The organism is Bacteroides mucinivorans (genome assembly GCF_034654355.2).
GTDB classification, from domain to species: Bacteria; Bacteroidota; Bacteroidia; order Bacteroidales; family Bacteroidaceae; genus Bacteroides; species Bacteroides nordii.
Genome location: NZ_CP178179.1, coordinates 5,247,448 through 5,266,559, shown reverse-complemented (window position 1 = coordinate 5,266,559; position 19,112 = coordinate 5,247,448). Strand labels below are relative to the sequence as shown.

Here is a 19,112-nt window from a genome sequence, read left to right as displayed (position 1 = left end):
CAAAATTATAACATTCTGGCATATAATTGATAACTTTTTTGTTATTTTGCAGAGAAAACGTAAAACTTAGATATATGCAGTGGCCCGATTTTAATTTAAACCTACCTATAACAGATCCTACATGGATATTTCTCCTTGTACTTCTTATCATATTGTTTGCTCCTATGGTGTTGGGCCGGCTTCGTATTCCACATATAATCGGAATGATTCTGGCTGGTGTGGTGATTGGTGAACATGGATTCAATATTCTGGCACGCGATAGTAGTTTTGAACTTTTTGGAAAAGTAGGTCTCTATTACATAATGTTTCTGGCCGGGCTCGAAATGAACATGGGGGACTTTAAACAGAATCGTGGTAAAGCTGTGGTATTAGGGCTGTTGGCATTTGTCATTCCTATGGCACTGGGGTTTATCACTAACATGACGGTATTGAAATATGGGTTCATTACCTCTGTGTTACTCGCCAGTATGTATGCTTCCCATACGCTTGTGGCTTATCCTATTGTGATTCGTTACGGAGTATCACGTCATCGAAGTGTAAGTATTGCCGTTGGAGGAACAGCGGTTACCGATACATTGACTTTGTTGGTGCTGGCGGTTATTGGTGGATTGTTTAAAGGTGAGTCTTCGGAGATGTTCTGGTTGTGGCTGGTAGTTAAAGTTATTTTCCTGGGTTTTCTTATTATCTTCTTTTTTCCTCGTATCGGACGTTGGTTCTTTCGAAAGTACGACGACAATGTGATGCAGTTTATTTTTGTTCTGGCAATGGTTTTCCTGGGAGCCGGATTGATGGAGTTTGTAGGAATGGAAGGTATTTTGGGAGCATTTCTTGCCGGATTGGTCTTAAATCGTCTTATTCCCCATGTATCTCCGTTAATGAATCATCTAGAGTTTGTGGGTAATGCTTTGTTTATTCCATACTTCCTGATTGGAGTGGGAATGTTGATTGATATTAAAATTCTCTTTGGACATGGTGACGCTTTAAAAGTGGCAGTAGTAATGACTACTGTTGCATTGGCGAGTAAGTGGATTGCTTCGTGGCTTACTCAGAAAATCTATAAGATGAAAGCTATCGAGAGAGAGTTGATGTTTGGGCTTAGCAATGCACAGGCGGCAGCTACGCTGGCAGCCGTACTTGTGGGCTATAATATTATTTTGCCCAGTGGCGAGCGATTATTGAATGAGGATGTGTTGAATGGTACTATTGTATTAATTCTGTTCACTTGCATCATCAGCTCGTTTGCTACTGAACGGGCTGCTCGTAAGCTCGCTATGCATGAAGCACAGTTGGATACGGAAAATAGTAAAAAGGAGACACCTGAGAAGATTCTGATTCCGGTGGCAAATCCGGATACTATTGATGATTTGATAAACTTGTCTTTGCTGATCCGCGATTCTAAACAAAAAAATAATTTGCTGGCGTTGAATGTGATTAATGATAACAGTAGTTCGGAACGTTTGGAGTTGTGTGGTAAAAGAAATTTGGAACGTGCTGCTATGATAGCTGCATCAGCGGATGTGCCTTTGTCACAGGTGAGCCGGTATGATCTTAATATTGCCTCCGGTATTATCCATACAGCAAAAGAATATGAAGTGACTGATGTGGTAATCGGATTGCATCGTAAGGTCAATATTGTAGACTCTTTCTTTGGTAATCTGGCAGATAGTTTGTTGAAGGGGTTACATAGGGAAGTAATGATAGCCAAGTTCCTTATGCCGGTTAATACGCTTCGGCGTATTATTATTGCTGTCCCTCCGAAGGCGGAGTACGAAGCCGGATTTCAGAAGTGGGTGGAACATTTTTGTCGCATGGCAAACATCCTGGGATGTCGTGCGCACTTCTTTGCGAATGAACAGACGTTGAGATACTTACAGCAATTGGTGAAAAAGAAATATGGATTGACCATGACAGATTTCTCCCGTCTGGACGATTGGGGAGACTTGCTATTGCTTACCGGTCAAGTGAATTATGATCATTTACTGGTTATAGTCAGTGCTCGCCGGGGATCTATCTCTTATGATCCGGCTTTTGAAAAACTACCGGCCCAACTTGGGAAATATTTCTCAAATAACAGCCTTATTATTTTATATCCGGATCAGTTGGGAGAGCCTCAGGAAGCTATTTCTTTCTCAAATCCACGCGGTAGTAATGAGTCGCAGCATTATGAAAAGGTAGGTAAGTGGTTTTATAAATGGTTTAAGAAAAGTTGATGGAAAACTGGAAGCAAAGAACAGCACTCTTGTTAGGTGAAGAGAAGATGGAGCGGTTGTGTAATGCCCATGTACTTGTAGTCGGTTTGGGTGGAGTAGGTGCTTATGCAGCAGAAATGATTTGCCGTGCCGGAGTGGGGCGAATGACGATTGTAGATGCTGATACGGTTCAGCCTACCAATCTAAATCGTCAGTTACCGGCTTTGCATTCTACCCTGGGAATGCCTAAAGCCAATATATTGGAAGCCAGATTTAAAGATATTAATCCGGAACTGGATTTAAAAGTGTTACCCGTTTTTCTGAAAGATGAAAATATCCCGGAACTGCTGGATGCTGCCCAATATGATTTTATTGTTGATGCCATAGATACGTTGAGCCCTAAATGCTATCTCATTTATCATGCTTTGCAACGCCGTATTAAGATTGTATCCAGTATGGGAGCCGGGGCAAAAAGTGATATAACTCAAGTTCGTTTTGCCGACCTTTGGGATACCTATCATTGCGGATTGAGTAAAGCTGTCCGGAAACGTTTGCAGAAGATGGGAGTTAAACGAAAAGTGCCGGTAGTATTTAGTACGGAACAAGCGGATCCTAACGCTGTGTTGCTGACTGATGATGAAATGAATAAGAAGTCAACTTGTGGTACGGTGAGTTATATGCCTGCCGTTTTTGGTTGCTATCTGGCAGAGTATGTTATAAAACGATTATGAATAATTATTCAATGTGCTGATATGCCAATGTGCCAATTGGCTGCACTATAGCAACATACCAATTGGCACATTGGCATATTGCCACATTAGCACATTATTATATGATAAAATTAGAAGGAATTACTAAAAGTTTCGGCTCTTTACAGGTTCTTAAAGGTATTGATCTGGAGATAAATAAAGGAGAAGTTGTGAGTATTGTCGGACCAAGTGGTGCTGGTAAAACTACTCTGTTGCAGATTATGGGTACGCTTGATGAACCGGATGCCGGTCATATCTATATCGATGGTACGAATGTCAGTAAAATGAAGGAAAAAGAGCTTTCTGCTTTTCGTAATAAGCATATCGGCTTTGTTTTTCAGTTTCATCAGTTGCTTCCTGAGTTTACGGCATTAGAAAATATTATGATTCCCGCGTTGATAGCCGGGGTATCTTCCAAGGAAGCCACAGCGCATGCATTAGAGATATTAAACTTTATGGGATTGGCAGAGCGTGCTTCCCATAAACCCAATGAACTCTCCGGTGGAGAAAAACAACGGGTCGCTGTAGCCCGTGCTCTTATCAATAATCCGGCAGTAATATTAGCTGATGAGCCTTCAGGTAGCCTGGATACGCATAATAAGGAAGAATTACATCAATTGTTCTTTGAACTTCGTGATCGTCTGGGGCAGACATTTGTGATCGTAACACATGATGAAGGGTTAGCTCAGATTACAGACCGTACTGTTCATATGATAGACGGTATAATTAATAAGTGTTAATACGAAGGAGGAAAATCTAAAAAATGATACCATATGGCTGATTGGTTATTAATATTAATCAATTAGCCGTATCTTTATATCGCTTCTCTACAGAAGTCTGTGAAGATGGTAGGTAGAGTGTTTGTTTTGTTTGTGTGTGATGCATTCTTATCTAGTGTGATAAGGATGCATCTTTTTTATTTTAATGAAAGCTGACATAGGGTGATATTCGTTCAAAATCTTTTTCAGAAAATTCATCATAGAGCTTTAATTGGCTCAGACTCTCTATTTCTCCTTTTTTCTTGCGATACTCAACAATAACCTTTGCTTGATAAAAATTAATGTAGGGATGTGCTTTAAGTCTTTCAATACCTGCTTTATTCAGGTTTATCTGTTGGGTCTCATTCTTGTTGACAAACAACCATTCATGTAGTTTATCCGTATCCAGATGAATATCTTGCAACTGCTCTATTTGGTAGAATCCTCCCAGCTTTTTCCTATATCCTACAATCATACGGGCAATGGCGCTTCCTATACCCGGGATTTTTTTTAATTCAGTGGTGTCAGCCTGGTTTAAGCTGATTGTTGTTCCACTTGGATATTTGTAATATTGTAGAGTATCCCGTGGTTCCTGTTGACTAAACAGTCGAATTGTATCCTGCTCTTTCGGTATATCTGCTATGGATATATAAGGTTCGAGAGTTGTGTATTGCTTTTCTGTCAATCCATATACTTTTTGGAAGTCACTCTGTTTACGGAAGCGTCCTCCTTTGGTACGGTATTTCAGAATATTCTTTGCCATCCATGGCGGAAGTCCCAGGTTAAGAAAAGTAATAGAGTCTGCCGTATTAGGATCGAAAGAAGCGAGTATTACTTCTCGTTTTTTGTACTGGTGGCTTTTGTAACTTGTTTCTCTTTGTTGTTCTCTTTCTTTCAGCGATGCCATAAAATGGGCATACTCTTTTTCGAACTTTTGGTTATCTTCAATTTTCGAGATTTCTCTTGGTGGTATAAACCATGAAACTATACCGACCATAATAATCAAAACGGCAAGGATTATAATACCCTGCCGTTCTGTACGTGAAAAGTAGAAAAAGTCTTTCCACATATCATATTATTTAAGTAATCCTAACTCATTGATAAAGATACAGGAAATTGCTATTGGTGCAATATATTTCAAAATGAAAATGATAAGTTTATAAACGGGAACTTTTAGTGTACCGTTGTTTGTAATCTCGCTCCAGACAATTTTCTTGTCCAGGTACCATCCGGTAAATATTGAAATACACAATCCGCCCAGCGGTAACATGATTTTTGCGGTTACAAAATCAAACAGGTCGAACATTCCTAATCCGAAAACTGTGATACCCTTTGTTACTCCAAGTGACAGGGAGCAGAGTATACCGAGGAAGATACACCCTCCTGTAACAAATAATGCTGCCCGGTGGCGAGTAAACTTAAACTCTTCGTGCAAGTAAGCTGTAACAACTTCATGCAAAGAGATAGTAGAAGTAAGAGCAGCCACTGCCAGCAGTACATAAAACATCACAGAGAATATATACGCCAATAACGGTACTCCACTGAATGCCTGCTGGAACACATTAGGCAGGGTAATAAAGATGAGGCTTGGACCTGCATCCGGCTGAATACCCACAGAGAAAGCAGCCGGGAAGATGATGAATCCTGCAAGTACCGCTACAATTGTATCAATAATCCCTACGCTGAAGGCTGTCTTAGTTAAATTGGTCTTTTTACTGAAATAGGAAGCATAAGTACAAAGACATCCCATCCCCAGGCTAAGTGAGAAAAAGGCTTGTCCCATTGCGCTTAAGAATACATTTCCGTCTACCTTGCTGAAATCTGGTTTAAGTAGAAACTCAATACCTCTGCTTGCGCCTGGCAAAGATACAGAACATACTACTAATATGAGGATGATAATAAACAGCATAGGCATCATTATCTTAGAAGATTTCTCTATCCCCTTCTCTACACCTTTCACGATAATAAAATGAGTACCGAGTAGAAATAGGATCAGCCAAATCGCCGGTCGCCATGGATTGCTTGAGAATGTCTGAAATGAAGAAATAAATTCGTCCGGAGTCTTACCTGAGAAGCCATTGGCTAATGCTTCGAAAATATATTCGAGGGTCCATCCGGCTACTACCGAATAATAACTGAGAATAAGGAAACCGGCAAGTACTCCCATACGTCCTACCCAACGCCAATGCGTACCGGGAGCCAGCTTTTGATAAGCTCTGGCGGTGTTTGAACGAGAATGGCGTCCAATAAGGAATTCGGATACCATGATCGGAAGTCCCAGAAGAAAAATACAACCCAGATAAATAATGATAAAAGCGGCACCGCCATGATTACCGGTTTCGTATGGAAACCTCCATATATTACCCAGTCCTACGGCTGATCCTGCAGAGGCAAGAATCACCCCTAACTTACTGCCAAAGTTCGCTCTGTCATTTTTAGTCATAAAAGCTTTATTTATCTTACAATTCGATATATTTATCTTACTTAAACATGCAAATATAAGAAATGTTCCTTATATTTGCCCAACATCTGTAATTTATTTAGATATGCTTTATTATATTAAGAAATACCCGGTTTCTCTGTTAATAATTCTGGTAGTTATCTATCTGTCGTTTTTCAGACCACCTTCAACAGAGTTAAGTAAAATACCTAATATAGATAAAATTGTTCATTTTTGTATGTATTTCGGTATGTCCGGCATGTTGTGGCTGGAGTTTTTGCGTACTCACAGAAAAGGAGATTCTCCAATGTGGCATGCATGGGTAGGTGCTTTCGTTTGCCCGGTATTGTTTAGCGGTTGTGTAGAGTTGTTACAAGAGTATTGTACAACCTATCGTGGAGGAGATTGGTTAGACTTTACAGCCAATTCTTTGGGGGCAATTTTTGCCAGTCTTATCGGTTACTATTGGGTACGCCCCCGGATGTTGAAACAAACAATAAGAGGAAAACAGTAGCAGATTATAAATAATCTACTACTGAACTAAGTTTTATTCCGTTAGATCCCTTTATTAAGATAGTATAATCTTTAGGTTTATCGGCTTGTAATGCCTGTATGAGTTCTTGGGCGTTGGAGTATGTCTGGTATGAATGTTCGGCTGCAGCAAACAGGCTTCCAACAAATATGACTTTCTCAAACTCGCATGCTTTAATGAAGTCTACTATCTTTTGGTGCTCAGCTGCACTTTCAGCTCCCAGTTCGCGCATATCTCCCAGGATTAACATCTTATGCGCAACCGTCATTTTATTAAAGTTCTCCAGTGCTGCCATCATACTTGTAGGATTGGCATTATAAGCATCGATAATCAGCGTGTTCTCGGCTGTTTTTTTCAACTGCGAACGATTGTTTTGCGGAGCATATTCAGTGAGTGCTTTATTTATTTTTTGCGGTTCAACTTCAAAGAAGCGTCCGATAGTAACAGCAGCCAAAGCGTTAGGGAAATTATATTCTCCTATCAGCTGGGTTTCTACTTCATAATTTTCACCGCTCTTTCCTGCTTTCCATTCAAAGGTAAGGTAAGGCGAGTTCCCTGTCACATGACCATTGACATAGAGTGATTCGTCACTTCCGTAAGGTATTTGATTCAGTCCGGAAGAAATATTCATAAGATATGGATTGTCGTGGTGAATAAAGATAGTTGAACCCTCTTTTTTACGTAGAAAATCATACAGTTCTCCTTTGGTTTTTATAACTCCTTCAAATGAGCCGAAACCCTCGAGGTGTGCTTTAGCCACGTTAGTAATGATGCCGTAATCCGGCTCGACTATTTCTGCTAAGAATTTAATTTCTCCCGGATGACTGGCGCCCATTTCGATGACCGCAAGATCATGTTCTGCTTTCAGGCGAAGAAGGGTAACAGGTACTCCGATGTGGTTGTTTAAATTGCCTTGCGTATAAAGAACATTATAGGATTGTGACAACACGGCTGAGATTAATTCTTTCGTGGTTGTTTTTCCGTTAGTTCCGGTGATACCGATAATTCGGGTACCCAATTGTTTGCGGTGATAGTTGGCCAGCTGTTGTAACGTTTCGATGCAGCTGTTTACAAGGATGTAGCGTTTATCACCTTTCACTACATGAGCTGCTTCGTCAACAATCGCATATGCGCACCCATCGTTAATAGCTTGTGTGGCGAAAGCATTCCCATTGAATGAATCACCTTTGAGGGCAATGAACATAGAGCCTTTAGGGCAATTGCGGCTATCCGTAGTTACTGTATTACATTCCAGAAATATCTGGTAGAGAGCAGAGAGTTCCATATTCTTTCTATAGTTATAAAGACGGCAGCAAAGATAGAGTATAATCTTGAATCGTGTGAAAAGAATAACTGGAAATCTCTTCCCTTTCTCTTTATTTGATAAGATTCTTTCTTAATGAGCGCTAAGAGAATACCGTATCCGGTACAATTTCTTATGATAATAAGCGGTTACTTGCTTTTTTTCTCTACATTTGCAATAATCTAACCGAAAAACGAGATTAATGAACTCATTAGCGCATAGATATTTGAATGTCAACGGGCAACTGCTCGATCTCTCTGTCCCACAAGTGATGGGTATTCTGAATGTTACTCCTGATTCTTTTTATGCCGGAAGCCGGATGCAAACTGAGGCAGATATTGCCGGACGTGCACAACAAATATTGGCCGAAGGTGCTTCTATAATTGATATTGGTGCTTACTCTTCCCGCCCTAACGCGGAAAACATCTCTGCCGAAGAAGAGATGCGTCGTTTACGGACAGGACTGGAAATTGTGGTTCGTAATCATCCGGACGCTGTAGTTTCTGTAGATACGTTTCGGGCTGATGTGGCAGAACAATGTGTAAAGGAATATGGTGTTGCTATCATCAATGACATTGCAGCCGGAGAGATGGACCCGAAAATGTTTGAAACTGTTGCCCGGTTGGGAGTGCCTTATATCATGATGCATATGCAAGGTACGCCTCAAAATATGCAATCTGAACCACATTATGACGATTTACTTAAAGAGGTGTTTATGTATTTCGCCATGAAGGTGCAACAGTTGCGTGACTTGGGTGTGAAGGACATCATTCTTGATCCGGGATTTGGCTTTGGTAAGACGCTGGAGCATAATTATGAACTGATGGCACATCTTGAAGAGTTCAGTGTTTTCGAACTGCCTTTATTAGTGGGTGTTTCAAGAAAGTCAATGATTTATCGTTTGCTTGGAGGCACACCGCAAGACGCTCTGAACGGAACGGCTGTATTGGATACGGTTGCCTTAATGAAAGGAGCCAATATCCTACGGGTACATGATGTGCGTGAAGCAGTGGAAGCGGTAAGGATGGTGGAGAAAATTGTTAGTTATAAATTGTAAATGTTTATATGGGTGAATATCAAATAATAGCCATGGCTGCCGGTATGTTCTTTGAGTTTGGTATCAAAGATTTTATTGACATTCTGTTGGTGGCTTTCCTTTTGTACTATGTCTACAAATTGATGAAAGCTTCGGGTTCTATCAAAGTGTTCACAGGTATTCTTGTGCTGATCCTGATGTGGCTGGTAGTAACTCAGGTGCTTGAAATGAAACTGCTGGGTTCTATTTTTAATACTTTGATGAATGTCGGTGTACTGGCTCTGATTATACTTTTTCAGGATGAGATACGCCGTTTCCTGCTTACGCTTGGTTCACATCAGCATGTCAATGCTCTGGCACGTTTTTTTACCGGGAATAAAAAAGAGTCATTAGAACATGAAGATATCATGCCGGTAGTAATGGCATGTATCAGTATGGGTAAACAAAAGGTAGGCGCCCTGATTGTGATTGAACACAATGTTCCTTTGGATGGGGTAGTACGTACCGGAGAAATTATTAATGCGGATGTAAATCAGCGTTTGATAGAAAATATTTTTTTCAAAAACAGTCCTTTGCATGATGGTGCGATGGTAATAAGTAAAAAGCGCATTAAAGCTGCCGGATGCATTCTGCCGGTATCTCACAATCTGGATATACCCAAAGAACTGGGGCTTCGTCATCGTGCTGCAATGGGGATATCGCAGGAGTCGGATGCGCATGCTATTATCGTATCAGAGGAGACCGGGTCGATTTCTGTTGCTTATCGCGGGCAGTTCTACCTTCGTTTGAGTGCAGAAGAACTGGAAAGTTTATTAACGAAGAAATCCTAAAAATAATAGATATATTATGGACAGACGAAATTTTATAAGAACAGGAGGCATGGCATTATTAGGTTCGTTGGCTGCAGGCTCGGCGTTGGCTATCCCTTCGGTGAAGGGAGCTTTGGGAGGAGCTGACCAGAAGGCAGCGCTTTCGCAGGCAATGAACCATTTTGGTGTGAGCGAAGAAGATATGAAGAAAGTATTGGCAGCAGCCCTTGAAAAAGGAGGAGATTATGCTGATCTCTTTTTTGAACATACCTTCACCAATGTAATCAGTTTGAAAGACGGGGCGGTGAATAGCTGTAACTCCTATATAGACTTTGGTATGGGAGTGCGTGTGCTTGCAGGTGATCAAACCGGTTATGCCTATGTGGAAAATGTGACGCTTGACGATATGTTGAATGCTGCACGTACGGCTGCACGTATTGCATCCGGCAAGAAGAAATCCGGTCCTGTACGTCTGGCAGAAAAAACATTGAAGAAAAACTACTATCCGATTACTACTCCTTGGGAGGAAATCAGTTTGAAAGATAAGATGCCTTATCTTCAAAAGCTGAATGACAAGATATTCGCATTGGATAAGCGTGTGTCCAAAGTAATGGCCAATCAAAGTGATTCAACATCACATATTCTTTTCTGTAATAGTGAAGGCGTGATGTATTATGATTATCGGCCTATGGTGACGCTTGGTGCAGTCTGTATTATGGAGGAAAACGGAAAGATGGAAAACAGTTATGCTGCCCGAGCCTATCGTAAAGGGTTTGAGTTTCTGTCTGATGACTTGGTTGATATTCTGGCACGCGAAGCTGTGGACAATACAGCCATTCTTTTTAGAGCTATCAAGCCTAAAGGAGGAGAGATGCCTGTGGTGATGGGTGCGGGAGGTTCCGGTATCCTGTTACACGAGGCTATCGGACATGCATTTGAAGCAGATTTCAATCGTAAGAATGTCTCTATTTTCTCCGATCAGTTGAATAAGAAAGTGTGCAATGAACATATTTCTGTAATAGATGACGGTACTATTCCTTTCAACCGTGGATCTGTGAACTTTGATGACGAGGGAGTGGAAGGACAGAAAACATACCTCGTTAAAGAAGGGGTTTTAACCAGCTATATGCACGACCGTATCAGTGCCAAACATTATGGTATTGCTCCAACCGGAAACGGACGACGCGAAACCTTCCGGAATATGCCGATTCCCCGTATGCGTGCTACGTATATGGAACCCGGCAATATGAAAGAGGAAGATATTATAGCTTCCGTAAAACAGGGTATTTTTGTCGATCAGTTTACAAACGGACAGGTGCAGATTGGGGCAGGTGATTTTACTTTCTTTGTGAAATCGGGTTATCTGATTGAGGATGGTAAACTGACACAACCCATTAAAGATATCAATATCATCGGTAATGGTCCGAAAGCATTGGCAGATATTACTATGGTGGCTAATAATGACAAGATTGATAATGGTACCTGGACTTGCGGAAAGGATGGACAATCTTGTCCGGTGACTTGTGGTATGCCTTCGGCGTTGGTTAGTAAACTGACCGTTGGAGGAGAAAACTGAGGAAACAGTGAGAACTAAAAATTAGAAATTAAAAATTAAAGTTGAAACTTCGGGGAATGTGGTAAGGTATATGTTTGATTCCCGGTTTTCGACTCTCAACTTTCAACTCTTATGATTTCAGATAGCAATAAAAAACTGGCACAATGGGCAATGGATTATGCCTTGAAGAATGGTTGCCAGCAAGCAAAAGTGAATCTTTATGCCGGATCAAACTCTTCTTTTGAGTTGCGTGATGCCAAAATGGACCGTTTACAGCAGGCTTCGGAAAATGGCCTGACCATTTTCTTATATGTAGACGGACGCTATGGAACCTATTCTACCAATCGGCTGGATAAGAAAGAACTTGAAACATTTATAAAGAATGGCATTGACTCTACCCGTTATCTGGCAAAGGATGAGGCACGTGTATTGCCGGATGCTTCCCGCTATTATAAAGGAGGAAGTCCGGATTTGAAGTTGTTGGATGCAAAATTCTCTTCCATTCGCCCCGATGATAAAGTAGCATTGGCAAAAGCTGTTGCCGAAGAGGCACTGGGCAAAGATGACCGCATTATTTCTGTCAGTTCTTCTTATAGCGATGGAGATAATTTTGGATACCGGATCACCAGTAATGGTTTTGAAGGAGAAACAAAGTCAAGCTGGTATTCTCTTTATGCCGAGGTTGCAATAAAGGGTGAAGGAGAGGCGCGCCCTTCGGCTGGCTGGTATGAATCATCACTCTATTTTGATAAACTGGTAAAAGCAGGCATCGGGCAGAAAGCCCTGGAACGTGTATTGCGTAAGGTCGGGCAAAGAAAGGCGAAATCCGGTAAATATACGATGGTGGTAGATCCAATGAATGTCAGTCAGCTACTTAGTCCTTTGGTGGATGCTCTTTATGGATCTTCTCTTCAGCAGAAAAATTCTTTCTTGCTGGATAAACTGAATGAAAAAGTACTGGCCGATAAGATGACATTAATAGACGAACCTCATCTGCTGCAAGCATCCGGTGCCCGCTATTTTGATAGTGAAGGTGTAGCAACAGAGCGACGTCCGGTTTTTGAGAATGGAGTGTTGAAAACTTATTTTATTGATACCTATAATGCCAGAAAGATGGGAGTTTCTCCAACTATTAACTCACCCTCTATTCTGGTCATGCAAACGGGCTTAAAGGATCTCGACGGGCTGGTAGCCGGAGTAGATCATGGAATTCTTGTGACAGGTTTTAATGGTGGTAACTGTAACAGTTCTACAGGAGACTTTTCGTATGGTATCGAAGGGTTCCTTATTGAAAATGGGAAACTGACACAGCCTGTATCCGAAATGAATGTGACTGGTAATATGTTGACTCTCTGGTCGTCGTTGTCCGAAACAGGAAACGATCCGCGATTGTCTTCATCCTGGCGTATTCCGTCGCTGGTTTTTGAAGGTGTAGACTTTAGCGGACTCTAAATTAATCTTATACAAATCTTTCCGAAACACACCTGCATCCTGTACACTATTTCTTGGCGTTTTAATGACAAAAGCTGGGAGGTGTGCAGGATGCTCTCTTTTATATACTCACTACTATGTTCACTACTTTAAGTGTGTAAGTCAATACTTATCATGCAATCAGACTACCCTATTTCTGCTTGTCATAAATCAAATGGAAAGAATCAACAACATCCGGGTGTTGTCAGTGAAAACATCCCCATGTTGTAAATTAAAACATTCGGGTGTTTTGTATAATAACATCCGGATGTTTTGTGTTCTTAAATCTAAAGAAGAGTACTAAAGGATTAGTAAATAACGCTTTGCATAATAGCTGTTAATTCAACATTAAACTCATATAAGGTTGCAATGGAGAGAAGAGCTTTTCGCATAGTTCTCCGATGGTCAATTGTCGGTGGCTACCTAACAACCGTTCTTTACTGAATTTACATTTTCCTTTGTAAAGGTAGTAGTAGCCATTATTTATAGCCAATTGTTCGTCTGTTAGCTTTATGTTCATTTCAATTTCCGGATGCAAGGCCGCATGGAACTGTAAAATAGTTCTGGCATCAATGATACGTGCCATGCCGAGGGGATATTGTTCTTCGGCAGCCATAGGGGGAGTAATCATTGTAATAGCGTCGGTGCCTGCTTCCTGCCGGATATGATAGAGCAATGCTTTTTCAATTTCGCCGTTTTCTGTCAGCAATTCATTTATTTGTAATCCATTACCATTCGGATAAACAACGGCTATGCCTGCTATCTGTTCCTGAACGGTAGCTATATAGAATGTGCCTTTACTGATAAGCAAATCTGCGAAAATTACTTTAAAGTCACTAAAAGTATGCTGAATACAGCAAGAGCGCTCAGACATTTTTTTGTCGAGATATTGATATGCTTCTTCATTGGCATCTGCTAATTTCGTTATGAAGATATCCGGCACAGGACTTATGTCCCATTGTGATATTTTTTTTTCCGAATAACGAAATACAGGCATATACCCCATACGCGCATAATAATCAAACAACCAGGGCTCTGCAGGGATCAGTGTACTAAGAACAACGCGATTATACCTCATGCGTGCAAATGCCTGTGAAAGTAACTCACGCATGACTCCGTTTCCCCGGAAATCGGGATGGGTACAAGCACCGGAGATATATGAGGTCTGGATTTGTTCGCCACAAAAAGTCATAGGATAGGGTATCATCTGAAGTGCAGAGACTACTTCTTTGCCACTTTCTATAGCGATATTTACTTCGTCATTATAACGCAGGCGAAAATACATATCGATGAACGCATCGCTATCGTCAAAACAAAGCTTCCATAAAGCTTTTATCTGTTGTTTGGTCATCTCTTTATCTTACCATTTAATCATTTCCAGGGGATGTTCTTTAAAGCATGCCATATACTTCTCCAGAATAGTAACGGGCTGGTAGGATAGTTTGGCTTTTCGCAGGCCTTCAATACCCAGATCCTCTTCGCGGTTAATGTAGATATATTGTTCGGGGATGTGATTGGCAAATTCATAGTTGATCATGGCATAAGCCCCGTCAATTGTTGTATCAGCTTTTTCTACATGTATACCGAAAGTCTCTTTGTTGATAGGCATCCCGAAAGTAAATGCAACAATCTTGCCGTCGACGTGAAGTATTCCACCTGTTAGCCCCAGGTCTTCGAAATGATTTAATGCATAAATCAGGGCACGGCGTTCATTGCCGGTACCTTCCTGTTGGTCACAGTTATTCACTTTACACCATTCGGCTTCCAGATCTAAACATTCCTGAATACGATCGGAGGTGATAGGGGTATATTCATAGTTACCGTATGTATTCCGGAATTTATTGATGTGGTTTCGCTTAGACTGGAATTTTTTTCCTTTTAGCGTAGCCAGATCGGTGTGCAGGTAGATATAATCTGCATAGTCCCTGTCAGCAGTAAATGTAAACTGTCCCGGCATGATCTCCTCAAGTTCTTCTCTCATACATGCACACACACCCAGCATGCAGAACGGTTGTCCTTCCTGATTTGCGTCTTCAATGAGCAGGTCCAGTACCTTTTTCAGATTTCCTTTTCCGACAGGCATCATATAGGCCAGTTCGTCTCCAACCCAGAATTTGAATGCCAGGAAATCGTCAATGATGGCGAACTGTGTGTTATACAGAAATCTCCAACTGCAAAGGTTGGAAAAAGAAAGGTCGCAATTACGGCGACTACTGTTCATCGTGTAAGATGTAATGGTATCCTTATCCTGGATAGTAATATCCTTAAAATCTATCATATAAAATTTATTTTGCTTTTCGCTTAATAATATAACAAATAGAGGACGTTTTTGTTAGAGAAGACCTAATAATCGGAGAATTGTTGGAGTTAATGATGCAGTGAATATTCCGTTTAATGTCAATCCCAGACTGGCATATGCTCCATATTTACTGCTGATATCCATCGCAGTGGAGGTTCCTACCGCATGAGCGGCGGTTCCCATGGATAATCCCTGGGCTATCGGACTACCTACATGCATCAGTTTCATTGTTTTGAATCCGAGTATGGCCCCCAGTAATCCGACACAGACTACTACTGCTGCTGTCAGCGAAGGAATACCTCCTAAGGTTTTAGTTACTTCCATGGCAATAGGAGTAGTTACGGATTTCGGAGCCAGAGAGAGAATAACTTCTTGTGAAGCTCCCATTAGTTTGGCTATCAGTACAACGGAAACAACTCCGACAAAACAGCCAGCCAACTGTGATAATAATATGGGGAGCAATTGTTTTTTGATTGTTTCCAACTGTAAATACAGAGGTACCCCCAGCGCTACTACTGCCGGTTTAAGCCAGAATTCAATCAGATGGCCGCCTTCATTGTAAGTTTCATAACTGATATGGGCTATTTTCAGAAAAATGATAAGGACGGCTATAGTGAGTAGAATAGGATTCAGCAAAAGAAATCCCGTCTTCTTCTGCAGTAACTTGGCAAAGAAGTAAATCCCGAAGGTGATAGCCAACAGGAAGAATTCATTTTCTAAATAATTCATTTGATTTTACGTGTTAATTGGTGAACCCATCCGGTGACAACAAGCACCAGGATGGTACTGATAAGGGTTGCAACTACTATCGGCCAGAATTGTGCCTCAATGATGTCAAAATAGAGCATAAGGGCAACTCCTGGTGGAATAAAGAAGAATCCCAGATTAGCAACTAAGAAGTCGGACATACCTTGCACCCAATGCAACTTGATCCAACCTAATTTCAGAAACAGGGTGAGCAACAACATTCCTATGATGCTGGACGGGAGCTTAATTCCCGTGAGAAAAACAATCAATTCACCCAAAGCCAAACAGCCAAATAAAATGGCACACTGACGTATCATATTTTATACCTATTGAATTTGAAAACGGTGCAAAGTTATGAAATAAGTAGGAGAGTTGTCACTGTTTTCCGTGAAGAAATTATTTTAACCATTCAATTGTATGAAAAAAAACAATGAAAAAAGGAATAGAAAGGAAAATATATATATTTTTGCAAATATCAATGTCCGATTTAAAAAACGAATATTAACTACTAAAACAAGACGAATATGAAGAAGAACTTGCTAATCAGCGTTTTCACGGTTTTTGCCCTGATGTTATCTGTAAATACCTTTGCACAAGAAAAGGCTACCAAGAAAGACTACAAAACAATGGCAAAACAAGAGAAAGTTTTAAACAATGAACTGAAAAAAAAGGCACTTAAAGATGCACGTAAAGAAGCTAAGAAATTAACAAAAGAAGGGTTTAAAACTCCAATTGGGAAATTGCCATTAGATAAGCAGATAGAGGATGCATGGCAGAAGCAGGCAGAAATGACTCCGGACGGAACTCCGTTCTGGTATGTTGCTTCTTCAAGAGCTATTGGTGGTAATCAGTCTTCTGCTGTTTTGCAGGCAACCAATGCTGCCAAAATAGAACTTGCGGGGCAGATTCAAACAAAAGTGTCTCAGCTGATTGAGGCAAAAGTGGCCAATGATGATATGGGACAGGAAGAAGCTGCCAGTCTTTCAAGTGTAGTTGCTGCCAGTAAAAGTGTGATTTCGGCTACTTTGGGACGTATCACGCCATTGGTAGAAGTGTATAGAACGCTTGAAAACAAAAATGTAGAGGTGATGGTAACACTTGGGTATAGCCTGGAATCTGCGAATAAGGCTGCGATTAGTGCAGTACGTGCCGAATTGGCAAAGAAGTCGGAAGACCTGGCCAAAGAACTGGATAAGTTAGGGTATTAAGGATCGATTATTAAAAAGGGAAAGATTTGAATGAGAATAAATAGGCTACTCGGAGTTATAGCTATTTTATTGTTGATATCTGCCGGAAGCCTTTGTGCCCAGGACATTGTTAAGGTGAAAGGGGGTACAGGGGCGTTGGCAGGTCAGTGAAGAGATCACTTTGAAGCAAGCTGAGGAGCGCGCTTTTATGGAAGCCAAGAAAGCTGCTTTACAGAAAGCTGGGGTGATGGAAAACGTCTGATCGGTTTTCGGGCAGATAACTCAGAATGACGGGCAAGAGTTTCATGAGGCATACTCGCAGATGAGTGTGCTTTCTATGAGATGATGTTGATTAAGTAGGATAATAATGAGTCGCTGGTTACTAAAAATAATACGCAGATGAATAAGATGAAGTGTATTTTTCCTTTTGTGATTGGGCTATTGGCTGTTCCGGTGGCAATGGCGCAAGATGTTGACTTTGAAAAGGAATTTGAAAGTTTTCAAAAGCAGCAACAGAAAGAGTTTAATGATTTTAAAAATAAGGCGGATGCCGACTTTGATACTTTTCTTAGAGAAGCGTGGACTAAGTTTGAGGCATTTGATGCTGTAGAAGCGCCGGTACGTCCTGAACCCGTCAAACAACCGGTGTTTGATGGCAAACGGTCACAAGCACCCATTGAAATTAAACCGGCTCCTCCAAGAATACCGGGAATGGAAAGGCCTACTCTTGAAGGGAAACCGGTTGAGATAAAGAAACCCGCTTTACCATCTATTACGGATAAACCTGTACCTGGAGTATATATTCCGGGACGGCCCTATCTTCCCGTGAAAATAGATATTCCGGTGGTACCGGAATCAGAGACTCCTGTACGTCGTACGCCTGTTGATTTTTATGGTTCTTTCTTTAATGTGGCAACTGGTGCAATTGAAAATCTTGCATTGGCAGGGAATCGGGAAGCAGATGTTGCCGATGCTTGGAGCCAGCTTTGTAAAGCGGATCATGAACAATTGATAAAGGATTGCATGACTCTGCGTGAAGAGAAGAAGATAAGTGACTGGGGGTATTTGTTGTTTACTAAGAAGCTTGGCGAACAGCTTTATGGTGAACAGCAGAAAGATGATATTGCTTTTCTGCAAATGTTTATTCTGAATAAATCGGGATATAAAGTACGCCTTTCCAAAATTAACGAAAAACTGAAACTGATGGTAGCACCTGCCGCAGCATTATATGGTATACCTTATATAATATTGGAGGGTACCAAGTATTATGTCTTTGATGCGGAAAAGCAGAATGGCCCGATGGGAGTTTATACCTATAAGCAGGATTTTGCGAATGCAAAGAATTATGTTTCTCTTTCTATCGATGCGGCGCCTGAGTTTAATATGGTTGAATATGCAGAAGCCATATCTCCTAAATCCGGTTCGGTAAAAGTGGAGACGGTGGTTAATAAGAACCTGATAGAATTTTATAAGAGCTATCCGCAGTGTGATGTGTCGGTATATTATCACACTCCCATGAGTGAAGAGTTAAAAGCAACTCTGTATCCTCCTCTGAAAGAAGCTATCAAAGGTAAATCTCAGCGAGAGGCTGCTAATATACTCATAGAGTTTGTGCAGACAGGTTTTGAATATCAGACCGATGGGGCACAATTTGGTTATGAGAAACCTTTCTTTCTGGACGAAAACTTTTTTTATCCGGCTTGTGACTGTGAAGACCGTGCTATCTTGTATTCTACTTTAGTGAAAGATTTGTTAGGCTTAGATGCTATTTTACTCGATTATCCCAATCATATTGCTTCAGCAGTCCGTTTTACAGAGGAAATTCCCGGTGATTATGTGGTGCTGGACGATGGTGCCAAATACTTGATTTGTGATCCTACTTATATTGGTGCTTCTATCGGAATGTGTATGGAACAGTTTAAGGAAGTATCTCCGCAAATCATTCGTTAGTGTTAAATATTATAATAATTGTATCTTCGGGGCGTAAAAACGCCCCGTTTTGCAATGTAGATATTGCAAAATTGTGTACTTTTGCGGC

General features: G+C 41.0%; 17 protein-coding genes and 1 pseudogene. 11 read left to right on the top strand and 7 right to left on the bottom strand.

The genetic code is table 11. The annotated features are described in order from the left end of the window. The first annotated feature begins 74 nt into the window (after positions 1-74). The 3 genes from VCM39_RS20030 (at position 75) to VCM39_RS20020 (ending at position 3,678) form a co-directional block, all read left to right on the top strand. Complete coding sequence (locus tag VCM39_RS20030; protein WP_322933207.1) at positions 75-2,210, top strand: cation:proton antiporter; 2,136 nt, start codon at positions 75-77, stop codon at positions 2,208-2,210. Then, positions 2,210-2,920: a tRNA threonylcarbamoyladenosine dehydratase gene (locus VCM39_RS20025; RefSeq protein WP_322933208.1), complete on the top strand. Its 711-nt coding sequence runs from the start codon at positions 2,210-2,212 to the stop codon at positions 2,918-2,920. The genes VCM39_RS20030 and VCM39_RS20025 overlap by 1 nt, the downstream gene beginning before the upstream one ends. 101 nt (positions 2,921-3,021) lie before the next feature. Next, on the top strand, positions 3,022-3,678 hold the full coding sequence (locus tag VCM39_RS20020; protein WP_322933209.1) for an ABC transporter ATP-binding protein: 657 nt from the start codon (positions 3,022-3,024) through the stop codon (positions 3,676-3,678). Between the two features lie 181 nt (positions 3,679-3,859). Here the strand turns inward: VCM39_RS20020 and VCM39_RS20015 are convergent, their stop codons facing one another. Together VCM39_RS20015 and VCM39_RS20010 are read right to left on the bottom strand one after the other, a co-directional pair. Further along, entirely contained in the window at positions 3,860-4,765 is a 906-nt protein-coding gene (locus tag VCM39_RS20015; RefSeq protein WP_322933210.1) for a helix-hairpin-helix domain-containing protein, read from the bottom strand. Between the two features lie 6 nt (positions 4,766-4,771). Then, a complete protein-coding gene (locus VCM39_RS20010) occupies positions 4,772-6,139 on the bottom strand; it encodes a sodium-dependent transporter (RefSeq protein WP_289291002.1) in 1,368 nt (455 codons plus the stop codon). Between the two features lie 103 nt (positions 6,140-6,242). On the opposite strand from VCM39_RS20010, the gene VCM39_RS20005 reads away from it, so the two are divergent. Then, positions 6,243-6,650, top strand: coding sequence for a VanZ family protein (locus tag VCM39_RS20005; RefSeq protein WP_322933211.1), 408 nt, complete (start codon positions 6,243-6,245; stop codon positions 6,648-6,650). A 4-nt stretch (positions 6,651-6,654) separates the two neighbouring features. Here VCM39_RS20005 and VCM39_RS20000 read toward each other — a convergent pair whose 3' ends face one another. Then, positions 6,655-7,953 carry a UDP-N-acetylmuramoyl-tripeptide--D-alanyl-D-alanine ligase gene (locus tag VCM39_RS20000; RefSeq protein WP_289291005.1) on the bottom strand — a complete coding sequence of 433 codons (1,299 nt, stop codon included), beginning with the start codon at positions 7,951-7,953 and terminating at the stop codon, positions 6,655-6,657. A gap of 220 nt (positions 7,954-8,173) precedes the next feature. Between VCM39_RS20000 and folP the strand changes: the two genes are divergently transcribed. From folP to VCM39_RS19980, 4 genes are all read left to right on the top strand, one after another. Beyond that, on the top strand, positions 8,174-9,028 hold the full coding sequence (folP, locus tag VCM39_RS19995) for a dihydropteroate synthase (RefSeq protein ID WP_289291007.1): 855 nt from the start codon (positions 8,174-8,176) through the stop codon (positions 9,026-9,028). A 44-nt stretch (positions 9,029-9,072) separates the two neighbouring features. Beyond that, positions 9,073-9,837 carry a diadenylate cyclase CdaA gene (gene cdaA, locus VCM39_RS19990; RefSeq protein WP_289291059.1) on the top strand — a complete coding sequence of 255 codons (765 nt, stop codon included), beginning with the start codon at positions 9,073-9,075 and terminating at the stop codon, positions 9,835-9,837. 16 nt (positions 9,838-9,853) lie between these two features. Continuing rightward, positions 9,854-11,392: a TldD/PmbA family protein gene (locus VCM39_RS19985; protein ID WP_289291009.1), complete on the top strand. Its 1,539-nt coding sequence runs from the start codon at positions 9,854-9,856 to the stop codon at positions 11,390-11,392. Positions 11,393-11,503: 111 nt separating this feature from the next. Beyond that, on the top strand, positions 11,504-12,823 hold the full coding sequence (locus VCM39_RS19980; protein WP_289291011.1) for a TldD/PmbA family protein: 1,320 nt from the start codon (positions 11,504-11,506) through the stop codon (positions 12,821-12,823). A 355-nt stretch (positions 12,824-13,178) separates the two neighbouring features. Here the strand turns inward: VCM39_RS19980 and VCM39_RS19975 are convergent, their stop codons facing one another. Genes VCM39_RS19975 through VCM39_RS19960 form a run of 4 tightly spaced genes read right to left on the bottom strand, consistent with a single transcriptional unit; the run spans position 13,179 to position 16,204 of the window. Continuing rightward, a complete protein-coding gene (locus tag VCM39_RS19975; protein WP_322933213.1) occupies positions 13,179-14,192 on the bottom strand; it encodes a GNAT family N-acetyltransferase in 1,014 nt (337 codons plus the stop codon). A 9-nt stretch (positions 14,193-14,201) separates the two neighbouring features. Then, on the bottom strand, positions 14,202-15,119 hold the full coding sequence (locus VCM39_RS19970) for a DUF2156 domain-containing protein (RefSeq protein WP_289291015.1): 918 nt from the start codon (positions 15,117-15,119) through the stop codon (positions 14,202-14,204). A gap of 54 nt (positions 15,120-15,173) precedes the next feature. Beyond that, the gene (locus VCM39_RS19965; RefSeq protein WP_322933214.1) at positions 15,174-15,869 is read right to left on the bottom strand and encodes an LrgB family protein; all 696 of its coding nucleotides are present in this window, start codon (positions 15,867-15,869) and stop codon (positions 15,174-15,176) included. Beyond that, positions 15,866-16,204: a CidA/LrgA family protein gene (locus VCM39_RS19960; RefSeq protein WP_002558953.1), complete on the bottom strand. Its 339-nt coding sequence runs from the start codon at positions 16,202-16,204 to the stop codon at positions 15,866-15,868. The genes VCM39_RS19965 and VCM39_RS19960 overlap by 4 nt, the downstream gene beginning before the upstream one ends. A gap of 207 nt (positions 16,205-16,411) precedes the next feature. On the opposite strand from VCM39_RS19960, the gene VCM39_RS19955 reads away from it, so the two are divergent. The 3 genes and pseudogenes from VCM39_RS19955 to VCM39_RS19945 all read left to right on the top strand — a co-directional run bounded on the left by VCM39_RS19955 (position 16,412) and on the right by VCM39_RS19945 (position 19,024). Beyond that, positions 16,412-17,095, top strand: a complete 684-nt coding sequence (locus tag VCM39_RS19955; RefSeq protein WP_289291020.1) for a hypothetical protein — start codon at positions 16,412-16,414, stop codon at positions 17,093-17,095. 30 nt (positions 17,096-17,125) lie between these two features. After that, a pseudogene (locus VCM39_RS19950) lies at positions 17,126-17,414 on the top strand (DUF4384 domain-containing protein); the annotation flags it as partial. 59 nt (positions 17,415-17,473) lie between these two features. Next, positions 17,474-19,024: a hypothetical protein gene (locus VCM39_RS19945; protein WP_322933215.1), complete on the top strand. Its 1,551-nt coding sequence runs from the start codon at positions 17,474-17,476 to the stop codon at positions 19,022-19,024. Positions 19,025-19,112: the final 88 nt, after the last annotated feature.